The 22,808-nt window shown below is 58.9% G+C and carries 24 protein-coding genes and 1 tRNA gene; 24 read left to right on the top strand and 1 reads right to left on the bottom strand.

Annotated features, from left to right (window positions below; all coding sequences use genetic code 11):
• Positions 1-10 precede the first annotated feature (10 nt).
• The 14 genes from KCG45_RS15140 (at position 11) to KCG45_RS15075 (ending at position 13,480) form a co-directional block, all read left to right on the top strand.
• Positions 11-874 (top strand): CDP-alcohol phosphatidyltransferase family protein, encoded by an 864-nt coding sequence (locus KCG45_RS15140; protein ID WP_255548256.1) that lies wholly within the window; start codon positions 11-13, stop codon positions 872-874.
• A gap of 542 nt (positions 875-1,416) precedes the next feature.
• Entirely contained in the window at positions 1,417-2,172 is a 756-nt protein-coding gene (gene rpsB, locus KCG45_RS15135; protein ID WP_218318028.1) for a 30S ribosomal protein S2, read from the top strand.
• Positions 2,173-2,277: 105 nt separating this feature from the next.
• A complete protein-coding gene (gene tsf, locus KCG45_RS15130; protein WP_218318027.1) occupies positions 2,278-3,204 on the top strand; it encodes a translation elongation factor Ts in 927 nt (308 codons plus the stop codon).
• A 293-nt stretch (positions 3,205-3,497) separates the two neighbouring features.
• On the top strand, positions 3,498-4,220 hold the full coding sequence (gene pyrH, locus KCG45_RS15125) for a UMP kinase (protein ID WP_218318026.1): 723 nt from the start codon (positions 3,498-3,500) through the stop codon (positions 4,218-4,220).
• A 3-nt stretch (positions 4,221-4,223) separates the two neighbouring features.
• Positions 4,224-4,781: a ribosome recycling factor gene (gene frr / locus KCG45_RS15120; protein ID WP_218318025.1), complete on the top strand. Its 558-nt coding sequence runs from the start codon at positions 4,224-4,226 to the stop codon at positions 4,779-4,781.
• 24 nt (positions 4,782-4,805) lie between these two features.
• On the top strand, positions 4,806-5,528 hold the full coding sequence (uppS, locus tag KCG45_RS15115) for a polyprenyl diphosphate synthase (RefSeq protein WP_218318024.1): 723 nt from the start codon (positions 4,806-4,808) through the stop codon (positions 5,526-5,528).
• Positions 5,515-6,261 (top strand): phosphatidate cytidylyltransferase, encoded by a 747-nt coding sequence (locus KCG45_RS15110; protein ID WP_255548255.1) that lies wholly within the window; start codon positions 5,515-5,517, stop codon positions 6,259-6,261. The genes uppS and KCG45_RS15110 overlap by 14 nt, the downstream gene beginning before the upstream one ends.
• 1 nt (position 6,262) lies before the next feature.
• Positions 6,263-7,426 (top strand): 1-deoxy-D-xylulose-5-phosphate reductoisomerase, encoded by a 1,164-nt coding sequence (dxr, locus tag KCG45_RS15105; protein ID WP_218318023.1) that lies wholly within the window; start codon positions 6,263-6,265, stop codon positions 7,424-7,426.
• Positions 7,419-8,552, top strand: a complete 1,134-nt coding sequence (gene rseP, locus KCG45_RS15100; protein WP_369410804.1) for an RIP metalloprotease RseP — start codon at positions 7,419-7,421, stop codon at positions 8,550-8,552. The genes dxr and rseP overlap by 8 nt, the downstream gene beginning before the upstream one ends.
• 175 nt (positions 8,553-8,727) lie before the next feature.
• On the top strand, positions 8,728-11,523 hold the full coding sequence (gene bamA / locus KCG45_RS15095; RefSeq protein WP_218318022.1) for an outer membrane protein assembly factor BamA: 2,796 nt from the start codon (positions 8,728-8,730) through the stop codon (positions 11,521-11,523).
• Between the two features lie 11 nt (positions 11,524-11,534).
• A complete protein-coding gene (locus KCG45_RS15090) occupies positions 11,535-12,209 on the top strand; it encodes an OmpH family outer membrane protein (RefSeq protein ID WP_255548254.1) in 675 nt (224 codons plus the stop codon).
• Positions 12,210-12,241: 32 nt separating this feature from the next.
• Positions 12,242-12,721, top strand: coding sequence for a 3-hydroxyacyl-ACP dehydratase FabZ (gene fabZ, locus KCG45_RS15085; RefSeq protein ID WP_218318020.1), 480 nt, complete (start codon positions 12,242-12,244; stop codon positions 12,719-12,721).
• A gap of 103 nt (positions 12,722-12,824) precedes the next feature.
• On the top strand, positions 12,825-13,049 hold the full coding sequence (rpmE, locus tag KCG45_RS15080) for a 50S ribosomal protein L31 (RefSeq protein WP_218318019.1): 225 nt from the start codon (positions 12,825-12,827) through the stop codon (positions 13,047-13,049).
• 101 nt (positions 13,050-13,150) lie between these two features.
• Positions 13,151-13,480: a DMT family transporter gene (locus KCG45_RS15075; protein WP_218318018.1), complete on the top strand. Its 330-nt coding sequence runs from the start codon at positions 13,151-13,153 to the stop codon at positions 13,478-13,480.
• A 40-nt stretch (positions 13,481-13,520) separates the two neighbouring features.
• Here the strand turns inward: KCG45_RS15075 and KCG45_RS15070 are convergent, their stop codons facing one another.
• On the bottom strand, positions 13,521-14,156 hold the full coding sequence (locus tag KCG45_RS15070) for a prolyl hydroxylase family protein (RefSeq protein ID WP_218318071.1): 636 nt from the start codon (positions 14,154-14,156) through the stop codon (positions 13,521-13,523).
• Positions 14,157-14,384: 228 nt separating this feature from the next.
• Here KCG45_RS15070 and KCG45_RS15065 point away from each other — a divergent pair.
• From KCG45_RS15065 to KCG45_RS15020, 10 genes are all read left to right on the top strand, one after another.
• Positions 14,385-14,461 (top strand) — tRNA-His (locus tag KCG45_RS15065).
• A 78-nt stretch (positions 14,462-14,539) separates the two neighbouring features.
• Positions 14,540-15,607: a Leu/Phe/Val dehydrogenase gene (locus KCG45_RS15060; RefSeq protein ID WP_218318017.1), complete on the top strand. Its 1,068-nt coding sequence runs from the start codon at positions 14,540-14,542 to the stop codon at positions 15,605-15,607.
• A 108-nt stretch (positions 15,608-15,715) separates the two neighbouring features.
• Positions 15,716-16,474, top strand: a complete 759-nt coding sequence (gene ccmC, locus KCG45_RS15055; protein ID WP_218318016.1) for a heme ABC transporter permease CcmC — start codon at positions 15,716-15,718, stop codon at positions 16,472-16,474.
• A 12-nt stretch (positions 16,475-16,486) separates the two neighbouring features.
• Complete coding sequence (gene ccmD / locus KCG45_RS15050) at positions 16,487-16,639, top strand: heme exporter protein CcmD (RefSeq protein WP_218318015.1); 153 nt, start codon at positions 16,487-16,489, stop codon at positions 16,637-16,639.
• Positions 16,636-17,097 carry a cytochrome c maturation protein CcmE gene (ccmE, locus tag KCG45_RS15045; RefSeq protein WP_369410803.1) on the top strand — a complete coding sequence of 154 codons (462 nt, stop codon included), beginning with the start codon at positions 16,636-16,638 and terminating at the stop codon, positions 17,095-17,097. The genes ccmD and ccmE overlap by 4 nt, the downstream gene beginning before the upstream one ends.
• Before the next feature lie 15 nt (positions 17,098-17,112).
• Entirely contained in the window at positions 17,113-19,128 is a 2,016-nt protein-coding gene (locus tag KCG45_RS15040) for a heme lyase CcmF/NrfE family subunit (protein ID WP_218318013.1), read from the top strand.
• Positions 19,128-19,652, top strand: coding sequence for a DsbE family thiol:disulfide interchange protein (locus tag KCG45_RS15035; protein WP_218318012.1), 525 nt, complete (start codon positions 19,128-19,130; stop codon positions 19,650-19,652). The genes KCG45_RS15040 and KCG45_RS15035 overlap by 1 nt, the downstream gene beginning before the upstream one ends.
• The gene (locus KCG45_RS15030; RefSeq protein ID WP_218318011.1) at positions 19,652-20,071 is read left to right on the top strand and encodes a cytochrome c-type biogenesis protein; all 420 of its coding nucleotides are present in this window, start codon (positions 19,652-19,654) and stop codon (positions 20,069-20,071) included. Before KCG45_RS15035 ends, KCG45_RS15030 begins: the two co-directional genes overlap by 1 nt.
• Positions 20,071-20,709: a tetratricopeptide repeat protein gene (locus KCG45_RS15025; protein WP_218318010.1), complete on the top strand. Its 639-nt coding sequence runs from the start codon at positions 20,071-20,073 to the stop codon at positions 20,707-20,709. The genes KCG45_RS15030 and KCG45_RS15025 overlap by 1 nt, the downstream gene beginning before the upstream one ends.
• Before the next feature lie 148 nt (positions 20,710-20,857).
• Complete coding sequence (locus KCG45_RS15020; protein WP_218318009.1) at positions 20,858-22,795, top strand: potassium transporter Kup; 1,938 nt, start codon at positions 20,858-20,860, stop codon at positions 22,793-22,795.
• Positions 22,796-22,808 lie beyond the last annotated feature (13 nt).

Below are 22,808 nucleotides of genomic sequence, written 5' to 3'. Positions count from 1 at the left end.
GGAATGTGACTTGACCAAACCGCCTGCCAGAGCAAACAATCTTCAATCCGGCGCCAGGCTCGGCCCGAAAGCCGCAGAGGACGACGATGCGGAACGCATCGGGGAGGCTCGTCCTCTTAGTTTGCGTGCCATGCTACCCAACGCGATCACTGCGGCGGCACTGTCCTCCGGGCTTACAGGCATCCGGTTCGCCGTCGAAGGGCAATGGTCCTTTGCAATTCTGGCAGTCATTCTGGCCGGAGTCCTCGATGGTCTCGACGGCCGCATTGCCCGATTGCTGAACGCACAATCCCGGTTCGGGGCCGAGTTGGACAGCCTTGCGGATTCGCTCTCTTTCGGAATGGCCCCCGCGCTCATTCTCTACATGTGGTCGCTGCAGGAACTTGACCGCTTCGGCTGGTTTGCCGCGCTGGCATTTGCGATCTGCTGTGCGTTGCGCCTAGCTCGTTTCAACGCACAGATCGATGTCGATGAGCAACCGCACAAATCGGCAGGCTTCCTCACCGGAGTTCCGGCACCTGTGGGGGCAGGACTCGCGTTCGCTCCATTTTATCTCTGGCAGGAAACAGGGATAGAATTCTTCCGCGATCCGATCATTCTTTCGATCTGGATCAGCCTGATGGCGGTTCTGCTGATTTCCAACATGGCCACGTTAAGCTGGGCTGCCATTCGTCCGCGTCGCGGTATCAGGCTCTGGCTAATCGCGTTGATGACACTGGCTTTCGCTGCGTTGCTGCTGGAGCCATGGTGGTCACTCACTGCGATCAGTGCAGTCTATCTCGCGCTGATGCCATATGCGCTGATCAAATATGGCAGGATCAAGCGGCGCCGTGCAAACGAGAAGACGTCATCTCGCGGCGCGGAAGGCGCGTAGCAAACGGGCGCGTAGCGGAAGGTGACGTTCGGGGTGCGACAGGGCGAAGCCTTATTATTTGCGCCTCTACCTGCGGAACGAACCCTGCTTTCACCAGATCACTCTGCCGTTTAAGCGAAGCATAAGCGCTGCTGGCGCGCAGCCAGAAGTCGGCCAGAGCAAGCATCGTGGCAATGACAACCACGGTTATCAATACGGAAAGCGTTGCTGCAATCATGGTCATTCCCCTCATGCTGACGACACGGAACCGCGAAACAGGTGGACCATATCGGTAGAATTGCGTACCATCTTTGTTCTCACGGCTATGTTCCGTATTTGTTCCGTTCGGTCAAGAGAAAAATTGGCGCAGGGGCGAATTTCCGAAAAAGACTGGATTTCTGGACGAGGCATCGCTAAGTGCGCGGCCTCGCTGTTCTCTACGGGCACCTGGCCTTGGCGAATCGGCGAAATTCACATGGAAGGCGCTTCATACCGGTGCCGCAAGCGGGATCTCCGCCAGCGGTTCCAAGCCTTCCAGAGGACCAACCGGAAAGGAATTATTTATGGCGGGCACCACCGTCACAATGCAGCAATTGATCGAGGCCGGCGCGGATTTCGGCCACCAGACCCACCGCTGGAACCCGCGGATGAAGCCGTATATCTTCGGCAACCGCAACGGTGTTCACATCATCGACCTGTCACAGACTGTGCCGCTCTTCGCGCGCGCTCTGGATTTCGTCGAGCAAACTGTCCGGTCCGGCGGCAAGGTTCTGTTCGTCGGCACCAAGCGCCAGGCACAGGAGCCTATCGCAGAAGCAGCCCGCCAGTCGGGCCAGCACTTCGTCAACCACCGTTGGCTGGGCGGCATGCTCACCAACTGGAAGACCATCAGCGGCTCGATCAAGCGTCTCAAGACCCTTGAAGAGCAGCTTTCGGGTGACACCAGCGGCTTCACCAAGAAGGAGGTCCTTCAGCTCACGCGTGAGCGCGACAAGCTTGAAATGTCGCTTGGCGGCATTCGCGATATGGGCGGCATTCCCGACGTGATGTTCGTGATCGACGCCAACAAGGAAGACCTCGCCATCAAGGAGGCCGCAGTGCTCGGTATTCCGGTGATCGCCGTGCTCGACACCAATGTCGATCCCAGCGGCATCGCATTTCCCGTTCCGGGCAATGACGATGCGAGCCGTGCTGTCCGGCTTTATTGCCAGGCAATCAGCGATGCGGCGAATGCCGGTAAGGGCGGTGCGCAGGCGGATTCGGGCGAAGACGTTGGCGCGATGGCGGAACCTCCCGTCGAAGCGGCTGCCGAAGCCTAAACTTCACCCCTTAGCGACGCGTTTCCAATGCGCGTCACAATTCGATACTATCGCGCCGGGCATCGCTTATGAGCCCGGCGCCCAAATCCTTAAAGGAATTCAAGAATGGCTGATTTCACCGTCGCCGACGTGAAAACGCTGCGCGAAAAAACCGGCGCAGGCATGATGGACGCGAAGAAAGCGCTGACCGAAGCGGGCGGCGATATCGAAGCCGCTGTCGACGCGCTCCGCGCGAAAGGCCTCGCCACAGCTCAGAAGAAATCGAGCCGGACCGCAGCCGAAGGCCTCGTTGGTGTTGCCGTTCAAGGCACGAAGGGCGTCGCCGTCGAAGTGAATTCGGAAACCGACTTTGTCGCCAAGAACGACCAGTTCCAAGACTTCGTACGCAAGACCACACAAGTTGCCCTGACACTGGACAATGATGATGTCGATGCGCTCAAGAGCGCAGGCTATCCCGATGGCGGCACTGTTGCTGACAAGCTGACCGAAAATGTCGCGACCATCGGAGAAAACCAGCAAATCCGCCGCATGCGGATCGTGTCGGTAGAGAAAGGTGCGGTCGTGCCTTACGTGCACAACGCCGCAGCGGATGGCCTTGGCAAGATCGGCGTGATCGTCGCTCTCGAAGGCGATGCAAGCGAGGATGTTCTGGCCGCTCTGGGCAAAGATATCGCGCAGCACGCAGCAGCGATGTTCCCGCAGGCTCTCAACGCCGATGGCCTCGACGCTGACGTGATTGCGCGCGAACGCGCCATCGCGCAGGAAAAGGCAGCCGAAAGCGGCAAGCCTGAAAACGTCCAGGAAAAGATGGTCGAAGGTGCCGTCAAGAAGTACGCCAAGGAAAACGCTCTGCTCAGCCAGATCTTCGTGAAAGACGGCAAGGCAACTGTCGAGGAATATGTCGCGCGCACCGCCAACGAAGCTGGCGCGTCGATCAAGCTGGTGGATTATGTTCGCTACCAGCTCGGCGAAGGCATCGAAAAGGAAGAAAGCGACTTTGCAGCAGAGGTCGCAGCAGCGGTCGGCGGCTAAGCGTCTTCCGACTTCACTCGAAACACTCGGCCGCCGCAGCGAAACACGCTGCGGCGGCCGTTTTTGGATGTGTAGGACTTTTGGATCGGCGTGAACCATGTGCAGCCAACGGTCTGAAAACCATCGATGAAAATGCGCGCTTGAATGGCCAGATGGGGCGTTTGGTAGGAGCAACCCATAACCATGCGAGGGCCGATGATCTCTCCCCTGAGCGCGCTATCCCTCTTGGCAGCACGGCCCCTCACGGATAAGGGCAACGCAGTCCCGTCTCTCAGCGAAAGACACTCCCGATCATGGCCTTACCCGAAATCAAGCGCGTCCTCCTGAAGCTTTCAGGCGAGGTGCTTATGGGCGAGCAGGAATACGGGATCGATCCAGCTTACGTGGCGCGCCTTGCCGAAGAAGTGAAGGCCGCGCAGGAAACAGGGCTTCAGGTGTGCCTCGTCATCGGCGGGGGCAACATATTTCGCGGGGTTGCAGGGGCGGCGCGCGGTCTCGACCGAACAACCGGCGACTACATGGGCATGCTGGCCACGGTGATGAACGCGCTCGCGATGCAGGACGCGCTTGAGCAGCAGGGTGTCCCAACGCGGGTCCAATCGGCCATTCCGATGAGCAGCGTATGCGAGCCCTACATCCGCCGCCGAGCGGAGCGTCATCTGGAAAAGGGCCGGATTGTCATCTTCGCGGCCGGCACCGGCAATCCTTTCTTCACCACCGATACCGGCGCCGCTTTGCGGGCAGCCGAGATGAACTGCGACGCCTTGCTCAAGGGTACGAGTGTCGATGGGGTGTATGACAGCGATCCGAAATACAACCCTGATGCGACGCGATTCGATACGATAAGCTACGACCAAGTTCTGTCCGCCAATCTTAAAGTGATGGATGCGACAGCGGTAGCGCTTTGCCGTGAGAACGACATTCCGATAGTGGTGTTCTCGATCCGTGAAAAAGGCAACGTCGCCACTGTCCTTTCGGGCAAGGGCACGCAAACGATAGTACAGAAGGAAGCGTAATCCATGCCGCAATATGACAAGGCAGATATCGAGCGCCGAATGAGCGGCGCGGTCGACGCGCTGAAAAGCGACCTGTCGGGCCTGCGCACCGGACGGGCCAATACGAGCTTGCTCGACCCGGTTCAGGTCGAGGTTTACGGTGCGATGATGCCGCTCAACCAGGTCGCGACAGTGAACGCTCCGGAGCCCCGCATGTTGGCTGTACAGGTTTGGGACAAGTCAAACGTGGCGGCGGTCGAAAAGGGAATCACCAAAGCGAACCTCGGTCTCAACCCGATGACGGACGGCCAGACGGTGCGATTGCCAATGCCTGACCTTACGGAAGAACGGCGCAAGGAACTTGCGAAGCTCGCCGGGCAATATGCCGAGAAAGCCAAGATCGCCATCCGCAACGTGCGGCGGGACGGCATGGAAGACCTGAAGACGGATGAGAAGAAAAAGGACATCTCCGAAGACGATCGCAAGCGAATGGAGGACGAAGTTCAGAAGCTGACCGACAAATACGTCGCCGAAGCCGACGACGCGGCAGCCAAGAAAGAACAGGAAATCCTTACGCAGTGATTTGCGTAGGGCGGGGGACAGCCAATGGGCGATATGCCCGCTCAGTCTGATGGTCACGCCCATCTCAAGGACAATGGTCCGGGCGCCCGTCACGTAGCCATCATCATGGATGGCAATGGTCGCTGGGCGAAAAAGCGCGGCTTGCCTCGCTCGGTCGGTCACCAGCGCGGTGTAGAGGCCGTGCGTCGGCTCGTGCGCGGCTTGGGACCTCTCAATCTCGACTGCCTGACGCTGTACGCTTTTTCGTCAGAGAACTGGAAACGTTCGGAGGACGAAGTCGACGATCTGATGAACCTGATGCGCAAATTCATCAAATCCGACTTGCCCGAATTCGTCGCCAATGATGTGAAGCTCCATATCATCGGCGATTGGCAGTCGCTGGCGCCCGATATCGTCGACATGCTTGAGGATGCGCTTGCGCAGACGGCGAATGGCACAAAGAAACTGGCTGTAGCGCTGAATTACGGAGCGCAGCACGAAATCGCCCGCGCCGCAGCGAAGGCGGCCGCCAAGGGAGAAATTTCCGCCGCGACGATCGAGGCGCAGCTGGACACCAGCGATTTGCCTCCGCTGGACCTGCTCATCCGCACAAGCGGAGAGATACGCCTATCGAACTTCCTGCTATGGCAGGCGGCCTATGCCGAAATGCTTTTCGTTGACACCCTTTGGCCGGATTTCAAGCCGGAACACCTTGCACAGGCACTTGATGACTTTGCCCGCCGGGAGCGTCGCTATGGCGGACGATAAGGCGATGTCGAAACGGCAGCGTGCCAAGGATACCGTAAAGGGCTTGGCCGATCTTCCGGTTCGGTTTGTTTCGGGCATCGTGATGGTAGGAATCGTCAGCGTAGCGCTTTGGCTGGGCGGCTGGTGGTGGGTCGGTTTCGTGGCTTTGCTGGCGGGGCTCGTGCTGTGGGAATGGAACAGGCTTGTGCGCGCTTTCGGTTTGACCGCGCTTGGCGAGGTGGCGTGGTCATTCTTCGGCGCGGCATATGTCAGCGCCGCTGCCTATGCCTTGATGCAAGTGCGCATGAGCTACGGACCGTTGGAGGTTCTGCTTGTTTTCCTTGCGCCCGTAGTCGCAGTCGATGTCGGAGCATATTTCATGGGGCGCGCAGTGGGTGGACCGAAGATCGCTCCATCGATAAGCCCTTCAAAGACATGGGCCGGGCTAATTGGCGGCGCGCTCGCCGCCGGCGCTGTTGGTATCGGTATCGACCTTACCGATTTCGGTCCCGCGGCGTTCGAAGGCTTCGCCTGGCTGAACGTTGTGACCGCAATCGCCGCAGGCGCTTTGGTCGCAGTACTCGCGCAATCGGGCGACTTCTTCGAAAGCTGGATGAAACGGCGCGCCGGGGTAAAGGATTCAAGCAATCTGATCCCGGGCCATGGCGGTGTGTTCGACCGTGCCGATGGCTTCCTTGCAGTCTATTTCGTTGTGTTTTTGATCGCGGTCGTGCCCGCGTCGCTGGGACTGTGACATGACCCGTTCGATCACCATACTCGGCGCGACCGGATCGATCGGAGCATCAACTCTTGATCTGGTCAGGAGCAACCCGGACCTCTGGCGCGTGGAGGCAGTGACAGCCAATTGCTCTGCCGGTGACCTGGCCAGGCTCGCGCGGGAATTCGACGCAAAGCTTGCGGTCGTCGGCGATGAGGCTTGCCTCGGAGACCTGAAGGCAGCGCTCGCTGGCACGGCAATTGAGGCAGCGGGCGGTTCGCAGGCATTATGCGATGCGGCACGTATTCCGGTGGACGTCACTGTTGCAGCCATTGTCGGCTGCGCAGGTCTCGAACCTGTTATGGCTGCTGTCGAGCGCGGCGGAACGATAGCGCTGGCGAACAAGGAGGCACTTGTTTCCTCGGGCGAGATACTCAAATCGGCGGTGGAACGCTCGGGTGCGACGTTGCTACCCACTGATTCTGAGCACAACGCGATCTTTCAGTGCCTTGCAGGCGATAGCATCGAGAACGTTCGGCGTATCATCCTGACGGCGAGTGGCGGCCCATTCCGGACGTTTGGCGCAGAGCAGCTGAAGACTGTGACTCGCGAGCAGGCTCTTAAGCATCCGAACTGGGACATGGGCGCGAAAATCACTATTGATTCGGCAACAATGATGAACAAGGGCCTCGAATTCATCGAAGCACATCATCTGTTCCCGGTCGGTCTCGACAGGATAGAGATCGTGGTCCACCCGCAAAGCATCGTCCATTCGATGGTCGAATATCGCGATCGCTCGACGCTCGCCCAACTCGGCCCTTCGGATATGCGGGTGCCGATCGCATCGTGCCTTGCATGGCCCGAGCGGATGGAGACCGACCTTAAGCCATTGAATCTGGCGGAAATCGGCCAGCTGACGTTTGAACCTACAAATGAAGACTTGTTCCCGGCGACGCGCATTTGCCGCGAAGCGATCGAAGCTGGCGGTTCGGCCCCGGCAATCCTGAATGCTGCGAACGAAATTGCGGTCGCAGCGTTTCTGAATGGTCAGATTGGGTTCATGGACATCACGGCAGTGGTGGAAAGCACCCTAAGCACATATGCTGCGAAAGCTCCCGGCACGTTAGACGACGTGCTGCACATCGACGCGCAAGCCCGCATGCGCGCGAAACAATCCCTGGAAAGCCGCGCTCTTGTTTGAATCTCCCCCTTTCTGGATGTATCTCGTCGGGTTCCTGCTGTTGCTGGGGCCTCTCGTTACCCTCCATGAACTTGGTCATTACCTGGTCGCCCGCTGGTTCGGTGTGCGCTCCGAGGCATTCTCGGTCGGATTCGGGAAAGAAATTGCCGGATACACGGATCGTCACGGCACTCGCTGGAAATTGTCTGCGCTCCCTTTGGGAGGATACGTCCAATTTCGCGGAGATATGAATCCCGCATCGATCCCCGACCCGAATGCATCGGTGGAACACGGCAGTTTCCAAGACGCTGCGCTATGGAAACGTGCGCTCATCGTCGCGGCAGGGCCGGTTGCGAACCTTTTGATTACAATAGCGATCTTCGCGTCGCTGTTTGCTATCTATGGGAAGCCGTCCATTGTCGCAGCAGAAGATTCGCGGATCATTGGACAGTTCTCCGAAACTTCCGTCGCAGCCTCAGCCGGAATGGAGATTGGTGACAGGATCATCGCCATCGACGGTGTGCCTGTCGAGGATTTTGACGAAATCAGGGGCGAGATCGCTCTCTACCCCTCCAAGGACTTAATCGTCACAGCGATGCGCGACGGTGTCGAACGCGAATTCAGCATGACTACCGAACGCGTCGAAGTCAGCGACAGTTTCGGAAACACCAGCGTTATCGGCCAGATTGGCGTCGGACCGTCCGACGGTGAATACGTAATCGAACCGGTTGGCGTGTTTGAGTCGGTTCCGCTTGCGCTCGCTCACAGCTGGGACGTGCTGGAGATGATGCTGACGGGGCTAAAGCAGGTCGTGACCGGGGAGCGTTCGATCAAAGAGCTCGGTGGCCCTGTAAAGATTGCCAAATATTCCGGAGAACAGATGAGTTTGGGGCTGGTGGCGTTCGTCAATTTTGCCGCACTGATCTCGCTTAACTTGGCATTCATCAACTTCTTGCCAATCCCCGCTCTCGATGGTGGTCATCTGGCATTCTATGCAGCCGAAGCGGTCCGCAGGAAGCCGGTGGGTCCTGTCGCGACAGAGTGGGCTTACCGCACCGGCATCGCTGTTGTTCTGGTGTTTATGGTCGTCGTGACGGTCAACGATGTCACCTCTTTGGCGTTCTTCGGATCGCTGTTCGGCAGTTAGCCGGGGAAAGGGAACGGACGAACCGGGATTGTCCGGGGAGTCGGCTTGATTGCAAAGGCTGCATGGGGCAGAGGCGAATGCGGACCGATTGGGACCGCCAGTTAAGCGCCAAGGGGATGGCGTGCCCATAATTTTCGGGCGTGGCAAAGACGGGTTGAACGGGATTTTTTACTCCATGAATCGATGCAGCGAGACGGGCAGTGTTACTGTCACTCCAAAGGTTATTTCCCGCACGGGGCGGCTGGCTATTGCGCTGTCCGGTGCGACAATGCTGGCCGGTGTTCCCTTCGCCGCTTCCGCTCAAGATGCGGAACCGGAAACCGATCCAGCGGTGGACGCACAGCCTGTTACAGAAACCCAGCCTGCTACGGAGCCGGCCGCTGCGCCAGCGCCGGCCCAGAGTGCCGATGTCATTCGCACGATCAGTGTGTCGGGATCGGAACGCCTCGAGCCGACCACCATTCTGAGCTACATTCGCTTGAGGGTCGGAGATGAATACACCTCCGCCGCAGCTGACGAGGCTCTCAAGGATCTTGGCGCGACGGAATTGTTTTCCAGTTTCTCGATCCGAAATGACGATGGCAATGTCGTTATCTCGGTCACCGAAAACCCGGTAATCAACCGCATCGTGCTGGAGGGCAACAAGCGACTCGATGCCGACAAGATCCTGCCCGAGATCAAACTGTCGCCGCGACAGATCTTCACGCGGTCGAAAGTCCGCGCCGATGTCGCTCGAATTATCGAGCTGTACAAGCGTCAGGGCCGTTTCGCTGCGACAGTAGAGCCGCAGATGGTTCAACTTCCGCAGAACCGTGTCGATGTCGTATTCGAGATCACCGAGGGGCCCAAATCCAAAGTTCGTCAGATCAACATCATCGGGAATGAGAAGTTTTCCGACGGTGAGCTTCGCGGCGAAATGGTTACGAAGCAATCGCGCTTCTACCGCTTTTTCAGCTCCAATACGAGCTACGACCCCGATCGTTTGGCGTTCGACCAACAGAAGCTTCGGCAGTTTTACCTGACTGAAGGTTACGCCGATTTCCGCGTGGTTTCGGCCGTTGCCGAGCTGACGCCGGATCAGGAAGATTTCATCATCACCTACGTGGTGGAAGAAGGCGAGCGCTACAAATTCGGCGATGTGATCGTCGAAAGCCAGCTCCGCGATTTCGACAGCGATGTCATGAGCGGCAATCTCGCGATGCAGACCGGCGATTACTACGACGCGAAAGCCGTGGAAGATACGGTCGAGCAGCTGACCGAGCTGGCCGGGCGTTTCGGTTATGCGTTTGCCGACGTGCAGCCGCGTTTCAATCGCAACAAAGACGACCTGACGATGGATATCACATTCATCCTTCGCCAGGCGCCGCGCGTGTATGTTGAGCGCGTAGACGTGAATGGCAACACGCTGACGCAGGACAAGGTCATTCGCCGTGAATTCCGCATCAGCGAAGGCGATGCGTTCAACTCACTGGGTGTTCAGCGGACGACCGCGCGTATCAATTCGCTCGGCTACTTCCAGGAGAATTTCGAGGTCAACCAGGTCGAAGGCAGCGCGCCCGACCGGATCGTTCTCGAAGCTAACGTGGAAGAGCAACCGACCGGCGAATTGCAGTTCTCGGCAGGTTTCTCCTCGATCGAGCAATTCATTCTTGCGGGGAGCATCCGGCAACGGAACTTTCGCGGACGCGGCCAGACGATTGGCCTCAGCCTGAACTATTCGCAATTCTCGCGGTCCGCGCAGGTCAGCTTCACCGAACCGTACCTGTTCGACCGCAATATTTCGTCCGGCATCGATATTTATCGGCGCGACTTCAACAGCTTCAACCGCTTCGGCGGTGATCGTAATACGACTTTCGAACAGGCGACGACAGGCGGTGCTGTCCGGGTTGGCGTGCCGCTCACTGAATTCATGTCCCTCGTCGGCAGCTACACGCTGAATTACGAACAGGTCAGCCTCGATGAGAACCTGTTCTTCTCCGACATCAACGGGGATGGGATTGCCGAGTGCGATCCCTTGCTTGCGGGCCGTTTCCTCTGCGATGCTCTGGGCGATCGACTCAGTTCGATCCTTGGCCTGAGCTTGAGCTACAATACGCTCAATTCTCGCTTGCGCCCGACGCGCGGCCGCAACGTCTCCCTCAGCACAGAATTTGCAGGGCTGGGCGGCGATCAGCGATACCTCAGGTTCCGCGGGCGTGCACAGCAATTCTGGAACGTCGCCAATAGCGGCTTCATCTTCTCGGTCTCTGCGGAAGGCGGCACGATCATACCGCTGCGTGAGCGCGAAGGGGAAGGCGTCGATGACGTTCTCCTCACAGACCGCTTCTTCCTCGGCGAACCGCAATTCCGCGGCTTTGATCTTCGCGGGGTCGGACCGCGCATCCTGACGCAGCCATTCAGCTTCAATCCGGCGACGGGCATGACCGATCTCGATGAGAACGGGAATCCAATCGTGATTACCGACCGCGATTCGGTGCGCGACGATGCTCTTGGCGGCCGCAATTACTACCTCGCGCGAGCCGAACTCGAAATTCCTCTGGGAACGGGGGCTCGCGAGCTTGGTCTGCGTCCGTCGATCTGGGTCGATGTCGGTGCGCTCTGGGGCGTCGAGCAACCGATTCTGCAGGACAATCCCAACGGAATTCAAAACCTCGATGCGAGCGGTAATCCGCTCTTTGTCGAGACTGTTTTCGTCACCAATGCGGACGGTTCGGTGACCGCCACACAAATTGCAACGATCAATCCCATCGCTGCCGATGGCGTTACGGCAAATATTCCCAGCATCCGTAATGGCAGCGCCATCCGAGAGGTCTTCCTCGGGGATACACCCAGCCCGCGTATTACCGCAGGCATCGGGGTCAACTGGAACTCGCCATTCGGGCCGTTCCGTATCGATTTCTCCCAGACGATCCGAAAGGTCGAGGGAGATGACGACCGAACCTTCACGTTCAACGTAGGAACTCAGTTCTAATGAAAAATATCATGAAAATCCTCGCACCCGCAGGCCTCGCGCTCGCCGCGGTCGCTGCCACCGTTCCGGCCACTGCACAGGTCCAGGGCGGCATCGGTACGGCCAACATCGCACGCGCAATCCTCGGTACTACCGCCCTGCAAACTGCCTATCAGCAGGTCAACACGACGTACGCCGCCCAGATCGAAACCCGCACGACGAAGCAGCAGGAGCTCGCGACGCTGCTTCAGCCGTTCGACCAGAACGGCAACGGCCAGCTCGACGACGCGGAACTGCCGGCGGTGCAGAACTCGCCGAGCTTCACGCAAATTCAGACGCTCGAAGGCGAGATTGCCACGATCAACGGTCAGGTGAACAATGCCCGCATTTTTGCGGTCGAGCAGATTCTTGCACAGTACCCGACCGCGCTTCAGGAAGTTGCGGCCGCTCAACAAATCGCGGTGGTGTTTCAACCCGAAGCGATCCAGTACGCAGGTGAAGGCGCGGATATCACGCCGCAAATCACCACATCGCTGAATACCAAGGTGCCGACCGTGGGCATCGTCCCGCCGAATGGGTACCGCCCGACCCGCAATGGCGCCCAGATATTTCAGGAAATCCAGCAGACCCTGATCGCGGCTCAGCTGCGCCAGCAACAACAAGCTCAGCAAGAGCAGGGCAGCACGCAGGCACCAGAGGGCCGCTGAGGTCGTTCGGTAAACCGTAAGAGAGGCAGGGTATGAGCGACGAACCGAAATCTTCGGAACCCATCGTGGATTACGACATCCACAAGGTGCTCAATGCCCTGCCTCACCGATACCCATTGTTGCTGGTCGACCGGGTGAAAGCGATCCATCTGGGTGACCGTATCCACGCCGTAAAAGCGGTCAGCATGAATGAGGAATTCTTCCAGGGTCACTTCCCCGGAGCGCCCATAATGCCCGGCGTCTTGCAGATCGAGGCGCTCGCGCAGGCCGCGGCTATCCTAGGGATCGAGACGCTGGAGCTTGCGGGCACAGGCAAGCTCGTGATCTTCATGGGCATCGACAACGCGAAGTTCCGCAGTCAGGTCACGCCCGGCTGCCTGCTCGATCTCGAAGTGGAGTTTCTCCAGCAGCGCCGCCGGGTCTATAAGTTCAAAGGCAAAGCGAGCGTCGAGGGCAAGACTTCATGCGAGGTTGAATTCACCGCGATGATCGCCGATCCTCCGGACAATTGAGCGGAAGATCGCTTGCATTTTGCTGCGACGACGCTATTTGCGCCGCTTCCGGATTTTATAGCGCCGCCGGTCGGAACCGGCGAAAGCTTCAAAGGAATTAGTCATGAAAGCCGAAGGGCATCCCGAATACCACACCATCAAGGTCAAGATGACCGATGGTACAGAGTTTGAAACCCGCTCGACCTGGGGCAGTGAAGGCGACACCCTGTCGCTTGATATCGACCCGACCAGCCATCCGGCATGGACCGGTGGCAAGCAGCAGCTTCAGGAAGGTGGCCGCGTTGCCGCGTTCAACAAGCGCTTTGGCGGACTTTCGCTCAAGAAGTAAGCGAAACACCAGTTTGCAGCCTTCGGGCTGCTAGGGAAGGGCGGTCCGACGGGGCCGCCTTTTTCTTTGTTTCCTTCGATTGTGAGCGTATTCCTGTTCGCATGAACGCCTGGATCTATCTCGCCATTGCCATAGCTCTTGAAGTTGTCGGCACATTCTTGCTCAAGTTGTCCGACGGATTCGAGAAATGGCATTGGGGCGCGTTGTCGATTGCCTGTTACTCGGCGTGTTTCTGGGTGCTTGCCCCGGCGATGAAAGTGCTGCCGGTCGGGATCGTCTACGCGGTGTGGTCCGGCGTCGGGATCGTGGCAGCCAGCATCATCGGATTGTACGCCTTCGATGAGCGTCTGAGCGGACTGCAATTCGTGTTTATCGCAATGATCTTGATCGGGGCGGTCGGTCTCAACCTGACGTCGCAGTCATCAGCCTAGTTCTGCTGAGTGAGCGGCTCATCCCAGCCGCGCAGCACGCTTATCCGCGCCACGGCTTCTCGCGATACCATTTGGTGATGACGTATTTCGTGCCTTTTCGCACCTTCATCGCGTGATGGAGGGTCGAAACGTTGCCCCCGCCGTCCGGAGTGCGATTGTTCCAACCGATTATTTTTCCGAGCTCCGGCTGGACCTTCTTGTTGATGACTTTGAACCGCGTTGCGCCTCCGGCGCCGACTTCGTTCAGGTAGATCATGAAGGTCCACGTGCGCTGACCTGATTTGGCGCAGTATTTTTCCCAATCCTCTCCTCCTGGATTGAACCAGTCGGTATGATCCTTGAATTCCTGTCCCACCTCGTATCGCTGCCCTTGCAACGGTTCGCCGTAGACAGGATCGATGCCCGTGAATTGTTGGAGCCTTTCTTCTAGCCTTCGCACCGCGACGTCGCTTGGTTTTAGGTCGCACGTCTCGCTCGTGCGGAATGCCGCATCGCCGTTGGCATCGGCAAGGGTGGATGGCCGCCGATCCAAATCGATCAGCTCGACCAGCTCCTCGCAGTGTTCCGGGGTAAGGAAATCCGACTTAACGATCATTTCGACCTTGGACGACGGCACTCGTTTTACGCCGTCTTGCGCGTGCAGGAAATCTATTGAGGATTCGCCGGGACCGACCATGAAAGTGAGATACCGTCTCGCCACTTCGTGGCCAAGGTACGAGACACTGCGAGAAATAATGTTGCGTCATCGATCTGCAGAAACAGTTTTCGCTTCCAATGGGAGGCACTTTGTGCAACAGGCTCGCGCCGCGTTCGCGTAGCCTTGACCGGCGGCGCAACACGCGTAAACCGCCCCTCCTGCGCGGACTTGGCAATGGCCGAACGGTTGCGTTGAGAAGGGCTTGTGGCGATCGTAGCTCAGTTGGTTAGAGCGCCGGTTTGTGGTACCGGAGGTCGGGGGTTCGAGACCCCTCGATCGCCCCATCTCCCCCGTCTCTCGATGTGTGCCGGGCATCCGCTCGCAAAGCGCCTTATGCGCAGAAGGTTGGGGATTTTTCGCATATGACCGCATTCTGGACCGAGCCTGATTACGACGACCATGAGATCGTCCATGTCGTGCGCGATCGCAAGCGCGGGCTGATGGCGATCATCGCGGTTCATTCCTCGCACCTCGGCCCGGGCGCTGGCGGAACGCGGTTTTGGCATTATCCCGATCCGAAAGACGGTCTGCGCGATGCCCTTCGTCTGTCTCGCGGGATGAGTTACAAGAATGCGATGGCCGGACTGCCCCTCGGCGGAGGCAAGGCGGTCATCCTTGCTGACGATAAGCGGACGAAAACGCCGGAATTGCTCGCCGCATTTGGCGACGCTGTCGAAGGTTTAGGCGGAAAATACGTGACCGCCGAAGATGTCGGGATCAGCGAAGCTGACATGGTGGCCGTATCGAAGCGTACTGCCCATGTGTCCGGGCTTCCGGTCACTGGCGATGATGCCGCTGGCGGTGATCCCGGTCCCTTCACGGCGATGGGTATTTATCTCGGGATCAAAGCTGCTGTGCGCCACAAACTTGGCAAGGATAGCGTTGAGGGTGTCCATGTTGCCGTTCAGGGCATCGGGAGTGTCGGGGGCGGCGTTGCGAAGCTGCTGGCCAAGGACGGTGCCAAACTGACTGTTGCTGATATCGACCAGAGCCGGGCTGTTGCGCTCGCTGAAGAGCTCGGCGGACGCTCGGTTGATGCCGACGCCATCCTCTCGACACCGTGCGATGTGCTGAGTCCCAATGCTCTCGGCGCGATCCTTGACGAGAACAGCATCGCAAAACTCGACACCGCCATCGTTGCGGGCGGCGCCAACAATCAGCTTGCGCGCGCGCACCACGGAAAGACGCTGTTCGATCGCGGCATTCTGTTCGCGCCTGACTACGTTATCAATGCCGGCGGGATCATCTCGGTCGCTACCGAATATCTCGCGCGCCGCGATGGCAAGGAGGCCAACGTGCAGGCGGTTCACGATCGGATTGCGACAATTCCGGCAAGGCTGGAGCAGATCTGGGACGCGAGCGACTCCACGAACACTCCGCCCGATATCGTCGCTGACAGGATGGCTCAGGACCTGATCGGTCGAGGTTGATCTGGCGAGGTTGGCGCCGTCGATTGCAACGAAGCGATAGGTCATTGCATTATTTGCGACCTTGCGGGGAGCGGCTGGCGGGCTAATACAGTCCCAGGGATCCAACGCATGCACATCTACGCCAATCCCAAACGCTTCCTGTCGCTGGCAAAGTGGCTGCTGCCGCTCCTTTTTTGGAGCGGCTTGCTGCTGTCGGGCGTTGCTATCGCGTGGGGCATGTTCATGGTCCCTCCGGACCGCCTAATGGGTGAAAGCGTCCGCATCCTCTTCATCCACGTGCCTGCCGCCTGGCTCGGCATGGGCGGGTGGACCGGGATCGCCCTTTCCAGCGCCATGCTGCTGATCTGGAAGCATCCCCTCGCAAGCATCGCCGCAAGAGCAATCGCGTTGCCTGGAATGACCTTTACTGCCATTTGTCTGATCACCGGATCGATATGGGGGCGGCCTACCTGGGGAACATGGTGGGTATGGGACGGCAGGTTGACGTCGATGCTCGTCCTGTTGTTCCTGTACGCTGGCTATATCGCGCTTGCCCAGGCTACGGTCCGCGAGGGTGGCTCGGCAAAGATTGCCGCTATTTTCGGTCTGGTGGGTGCCGTGAACATCCCCATCATCAACCGCTCGGTGGTATGGTGGAATTCTCTGCACCAGCCCCCGAGTATCACTGCTGGAAACAGCGCGATCGACGGGGTGTTTCTGTGGCCGCTGCTCGCCGCGGTCGTCGGCTTCTCGCTGTTGTTCGGCGGAATCGTGCTGATGAGGATGCGTGCATTAATAGCGGAACAGCAGGTCGAGGCCCGCCTTCGGCGCCGTGCACTCGCCGATGATGTCCCCGATGCTGGCACGCCAGCGATGGTCAATTCATGATGGGTGTGCGAAATGCGTGAAGCTCTGGATCATTGGGATTTCGTGATCGCCGCCTACGCAATCGGAGTTGGCGCACTCGGATTGCTGATTGCATGGAGCTGGCAGGCGATGCGGCGCGCCGAACGGCGCCGCGACGAAACCAAGCGTCAAAGGACTCAGCGGTGAAGGCTAAGCATCAGAGAATGACCCTCGTGGTTTTCGCTTTGGTCGCCATCGTGGCGGCCGGATTGTTGGCGGCCTGGACGCTGCGGAATCAAGCGAACTATTTCTACCTTCCCGCACAGATGACGGCCCAGCCGCCTGCTGTTGGCCAAGCAGTCCGTCTTGGCGGAATGGTCCAGCCGGGATCGATTGCTACCCTGCCGGATGGCATAACGGTCAACTTCACGGTGACTGGCAACACCGAAAGCTCGGTCCCCGTACGCTACAGCGGCATCCTCCCAGATCTGTTTGTTGAAGGATCGGGCGTCGTGGCCGAGGGCAGCCTTGGCCCGGACGGTGTATTTCAAGCGACCAATCTGCTGGCGAAGCACGATGAGAACTACGTTCCGCGTGAGCTGGAAGGTCTCGAAGGTCATCAGGCTGCTGATTATGCCTCTGATACCACTGTTGGCATCGATTAGAGGTTCCGACGGCCAATGATCGCCGAAGTTGGCCTCGCCGCATTGTGGCTCGCAACCGCACTTGCCATCCTGCAGTTGGTGGCGGGTGTTCTGGGCCTGAAAACCAGCGATGCGCGAATGGCGGCGTTTTCAACTTATGCTCGCCAGGCGGCTGTCGTGCAGGCATTTCTCGCTGTGCTGTCGTTCGGCCTCTTGCTCTGGGCTTTTGCGATCACGGACCTGTCGATCAAATTGGTCGCGACCAACTCGCATTCGATGAAGCCGTTGATTTACAAGCTCACCGGAACTTGGGGCAATCATGAAGGTTCGATGCTGCTGTGGGTTGCGGTCCTCGCCCTATCCGGCGGTTTGCTAGCGGGGTTGGAGCGCCGTCTGCAAGAACGCACGATGAGTGCGACGCTCGCGGTGCAGGGCTTCGTCGCGCTGGGTTTTTATGCGTTTCTTTTGCTTTCATCGAACCCATTCGAGCGGCTCCCGATACCGGCATTCGAGGGGTCGGGCCTCAACCCGCTGTTGCAGGACATCGGCCTCGCCATCCATCCGCCCACGCTTTACGTCGGCTATGTCGGTCTGTCTGTTGCATTCAGTCTTGCCATGGGAGCATTGACCACAAAACAGGTGACGCCCGATTTCGCCAAAGTCATGCGGCCTTGGGTGCTGTTTGCTTGGGTCTTCCTGACGCTCGGTATTACGGCGGGGTCATACTGGGCCTATTACGAGCTTGGCTGGGGCGGCTGGTGGTTCTGGGACCCGGTCGAAAACGCCTCGCTCATGCCGTGGCTGGCGGCTACCGCGCTGCTCCATTCGGTAAGCGTTCTGGCGGCGCGCGATGCCTTGCGGACATGGACGATCATGCTTGGGGTGCTGGCGTTCTCGATGAGCATGCTCGGGACGTTTCTCGTTCGCTCAGGCGTTCTCACCAGCGTTCATGCTTTCGCCGTCGATCCTGAGCGTGGGACATTCATTCTCGTCCTGCTCGGGCTCTATATCGGCGGGAGCCTCGCAATCTTCGCCGTGCGCGCGAGCTCGATTGCCGAAGGTAAACGATTTTCCGCGACAAGCCGTGAAGGCGCGCTCGTGTTCAACAATGTCATGCTTTCCGCTATCCTCGCCATCGTCCTGCTCGGAACACTTTATCCGCTCCTAACGGAAGCGTTCGATGTGCGGGTTTCGGTCGGCCCGCCCTATTTCAACCCTGCAGGTGCAATTTTCGCGGTCCCGATGTTTCTCGTCATGGCCGTCGGACCGCTGCTGCGTTGGAAAAACGACAAGCCTGCGCGCATCAAGGTTGAGCTTGTTCTCATTGCCTCCATCCTCATCGGAGCAGTCGTGCTCATTGCGGTACTTGGTGATTACTCAGTCCTGGCGGTCCTCGGTCTCGCGCTGTCCGTTGCGCTCGGCGCGGCAGCCTTCCTGCCGCTGCGAGGCCGGAAGATAGGACGAACACCTTTGTCCACCTGGGGCATGATAATGGCACATCTCGGCGTCGCGGTGTCGCTGTTCGGCATGGCCAGCGAAAGTGCATTCACACAGGAACGCCTGGCAGCTGTGGCGCCCGGGACCACTGAAGAAATCGCCGGCTGGACGGTCACTCTCGACAGCGTGGATCCGGTCGCTGGGCCGAATTGGACTGCAATCGAAGCGCGCTTGTCCGCCAGCAGAAACGGTGGAGAGGCGATTAGCCTTACCCCGCAGGCGCGCAATTTCTGGGCACCCTCCCAGGCCACCAGCGAGAGCGCATTGATCACTCGGTGGGACGGGCAGCTCTATGCGGTCATCGGCGATACAGCTGGCATCGATGCGGAGGGTAACCAGCGCTGGCAGCTGCGTATCTGGTGGAAACCGTTCGTGACATTCATCTGGTATGGTGGGCTGCTGATTTCGCTGGGCGGTATATTGGCGATCATTGGCCGCGTTCGCGTCGATCTGCGAAGGCGCAGGGCCGTGCAGCTGGGCAACGAGCGCCGCGCTGACCAGGCTGCGCTCGAAGAGACTGCCTCTCCGCCCAAAGCAGAACCGGAGCCTGTCTGATGAGAACCATTTTCTTCATCCCGTTGGCGCTGTTCCTGTTCTTCGCGGGACTAGCGGGATACATGCTGACGCAGGAAAAGGACCAGACAGTCGCGTCTGCGATGATCGACAAGTCACTTCCCGAATTCAATCTGGAGCCTGCATATGATGGGCTCCCCGGTGCCTCTCGGAGAGACTTTATCGGCGGGGAGCCAAAGTTGCTCAACGTTTGGGCCAGCTGGTGTCTGCCCTGCATCGCGGAGGCCCCGCAATTGGAGACACTCAAGGAGCGGGGAGTGGAGATCATCGGCATCGCCATCCGCGACAAGCCGGAGGACGTGGCGAATTTCCTCGCGCGCCACGGCAATCCCTATACCCGGATCGGTGCGGATGATATTTCGGCGCTGCAGATAGAGATCGGCGCCGCGGGTGTGCCGGAAACCTTCGTGATCGATGGCGACGGCAACATCCGGTACCAACACATTGGCGACATTCGCGAAAACGATGTGCCAAAGCTGCTGCAAATCCTGGAGGACGTGCGCTGATGCGATGGCTGATCGCATTTCTGTTTGCAATGCAGGCGATCCCGGCTCTCGCGCAGGATGCCCTACCGCCGGCCCCTTATGCTTACAAGCAGCTGGACGATCCTGCTCTTGAGGCGAAGGCAACCGCTCTCATGGAGACGCTCCGCTGCCTGAGGTGCCAATCGCAGAGCATTAACGACAGCGACGCGCCAATGGCGGGTGACATGCGGCATCAGGTTCGCTCGCGCATTCTTGCGGGGGAAGACCCCGAGGATGTACGCGTGTGGCTGATCGAGCGCTACGGGGATTATGTCAGCTATCAGCCCGAGGTCAGCTCGACGACTTGGCCGTTATTCGCTGTTCCGATCGCGCTAATCCTGCTCGCACTCTTGGTGCTGTTCGGCCGACTGGGTCGGCGGCACAAGAACGGTGATGCCTAATGGCTGGCTGGATCGCCGTTCTCGCGCTTGCACTGGCTGCATTCACGCTCGCTGCCACAGCCTTGCGGTTGCCCCGAGAGGGATACGCGCTGTTCGGTTCTGTCCTGCTTTTCGGCCTTGCCGGCTATGCGTGGCAAGGCTCGCCCGAGCAGCCCGGCAGTCCGAAAGCCGCACAGGTTCAGGAGCCGCGCTCAGGCGAAGGCATGGTCGAAGCGCGACGCACCCTGTTTGGTGACGACGCGCGGACACCGAATTACCTTTTAACCTCTGATGCATTTGCACGGCGCGGCCAGTTCGATGATGCGGCCGGAATGCTCCGCCGCGGCCTCACCGAAAACCCCGATCATCTCGAAGGGTGGCTAGCGCTCGCCATGGCGCTAACCGGTCATGCCGATGGAACGATCACTCCTGCCGCAGAGCACGCTTATGATCGGGCGCGGGCGATTGATCCTGCGAACCCCGCGAGTGATTTTTTCCTAGGCTTTGCATATTTGCAGAGCGGTCAGATTCGTCAGGCGCGCAGTGTCTGGTCCGATCTGCTGGAAAGATCACCTGAAGATGCGCCTTGGCGCCCAGACCTTGCGGCGCGTGTAGAACAACTCGACCAGATGATCGCCAACGCACCGATGCTGCAATAGTGTCACAGTCGGGGGCAGGCGAATTGTTGCGAGCGCGAAAAGGCGGTGCTAGGGGCCGCCACCTTGCGGAACACCGCATTTCGAATGGCGCGCCATCGGGCAATAGCGGCGCGTAGGGGCAGTACCGGGTTCGGGAAATCCAGATAGAATGAGTGATACACCAGCATTACCGTCGGCGTCCCCGGCCCATCAACCTCCGACAGGGGGGCACAGCCACAATGCTTCGAAGAAGGCATTGGCCGTTGGCGCAATCGGCGTTGTCTTCGGTGATATCGGTACCAGCCCGCTCTACGCGTTTCGCGAAACGTTTGTCGGGCCGCACCCTCTCGCGCTTGATACTCCGCATGTGCTCGGCGTAATCAGTCTCATTTTCTGGTCGATGACGCTTGTCGTTTCGATCCAGTATGTGTCGATATTGATGCGCGCCGACAACAAGGGGCAGGGAGGCTCGCTCGCGCTTGTCGCACTGATTTCGCGCAGCATTTCAAAATCCAAATACGGCTGGGTCGCGATCCTCCTCGGGGTGTTCGCGACATCGCTTTTTTATGGCGATAGCATGATTACGCCTGCGATTTCGGTCTTGTCCGCGGTCGAGGGACTGACGGTTGTCGATCCGGGTCTGCAGCGGTTCGTGATCCCGATCGCACTCGGGCTGCTGGTGTTCCTCTTTGTCCTGCAAAGACGCGGGACGGCGAAAGTCGGCGCGCTGTTCGCGCCTGTGATGATTATCTACTTCACGGTCATCGCCGGCATGGGCCTTTGGCAGATCGTCAACATGCCGGAAATCCTGTGGGCGCTTAATCCCTATTACGCGATCAACTTCTTCTTCCTCGATGGCTGGCTGGCTTTCCTCGCGCTCGGGTCGGTCGTGCTTGCAGTGACAGGTTCCGAGGCGCTTTATTCCGACATGGGGCATTTTGGACGCGGACCGATGCGGCTTTCATGGTTTGGTTTCGTCATGCCATGCCTGCTCCTCAATTATTTCGGGCAGGGAGCGATGATTATCAGCCTTCCGCCGGAGCAGGCGGCAGAGGCAATCCAGAGCCCCTTCTTCTTCCTGGCGTCGGAGGAATACCGCCTTCCGCTTGTATTCCTGGCCACCGTGGCGACTTTTATCGCAAGCCAGGCGGTGATTTCCGGTGCGTTCTCGATCACGCATCAGGCCATCCAGATGGGTTATATACCGCGTCTCAATATCCGCCATACGAGCGAGACCGAGGGCGGCCAGATTTACATCCCCGCAGTCAACTGGGCGCTGATGGTTGCGGTCATCATCCTCGTCCTGACTTTCCAGAATTCGTCCAACCTTGCGAGCGCATACGGCATTGCCGTGACCGGAGCGGTAACGATCGACACGTTATTGATGGCGGTCCTGTTCGTCGGTGTCTGGAAGTGGAAGTGGTGGTACGCGCTGCCGGTCGTGCTGGTATTCCTGATCGTCGATGGGGCATATTTCGCGGCAAACCTGACCAAGGTGCCGCAAGGCGGGTGGTTCCCGTTGATGGTCGGCTTTGTCGCCTTCCTGTTGCTGACAACCTGGGCGCGTGGACGCAAGTTGATGCGCGAACGGATGAGCGAACACGCGCTGCCGATGGAAATTTTCGCGAAATCGGCCAAGAATTCCGCGCTCCGCGTCCCCGGAACCGCAATTTTCATGGCGTCGAGCAGCTCGGGTGTTCCGTCGGCGCTGCTTCACAATATCAAGCACAACAAAGTGCTGCATGAACGTGTTGTCATCTTAACCGTCGATATTCAGGACGTGCCGTACGTCGATCCCGACATGCGATGTGAGTATACCGACATGGGCGACGGGTTTTACCGGGCTGTGCTGCATTATGGCTTCATGGAGGAAACCAACGTTCCCATCGGCCTCAAGAAAATGGAGCGCTGCGGCGGTGAGTTCGACATGATGCACACCAGTTTCTTCCTCTCGCGCCAGACGCTGCTGGCCAGCGACAAACCGGGCATGCCCATCTGGCGAGAGAAGATTTTTGCGTGGCTACTCAGAAACTCTGCAAGCGCGATGGATTTCTTCAAATTGCCGACGAACCGTGTTGTGGAGCTGGGTAGCCAGGTCGAGATTTAGCCCGATAGCAGCG

Source organism: Erythrobacter ani, assembly GCF_019204025.1.
GTDB lineage: Bacteria > Pseudomonadota > Alphaproteobacteria > Sphingomonadales > Sphingomonadaceae > Erythrobacter > Erythrobacter ani.
The sequence above is the reverse complement of the archived record's forward strand: the minus strand, read 5'-3'. Positions and strand labels throughout refer to the sequence as shown.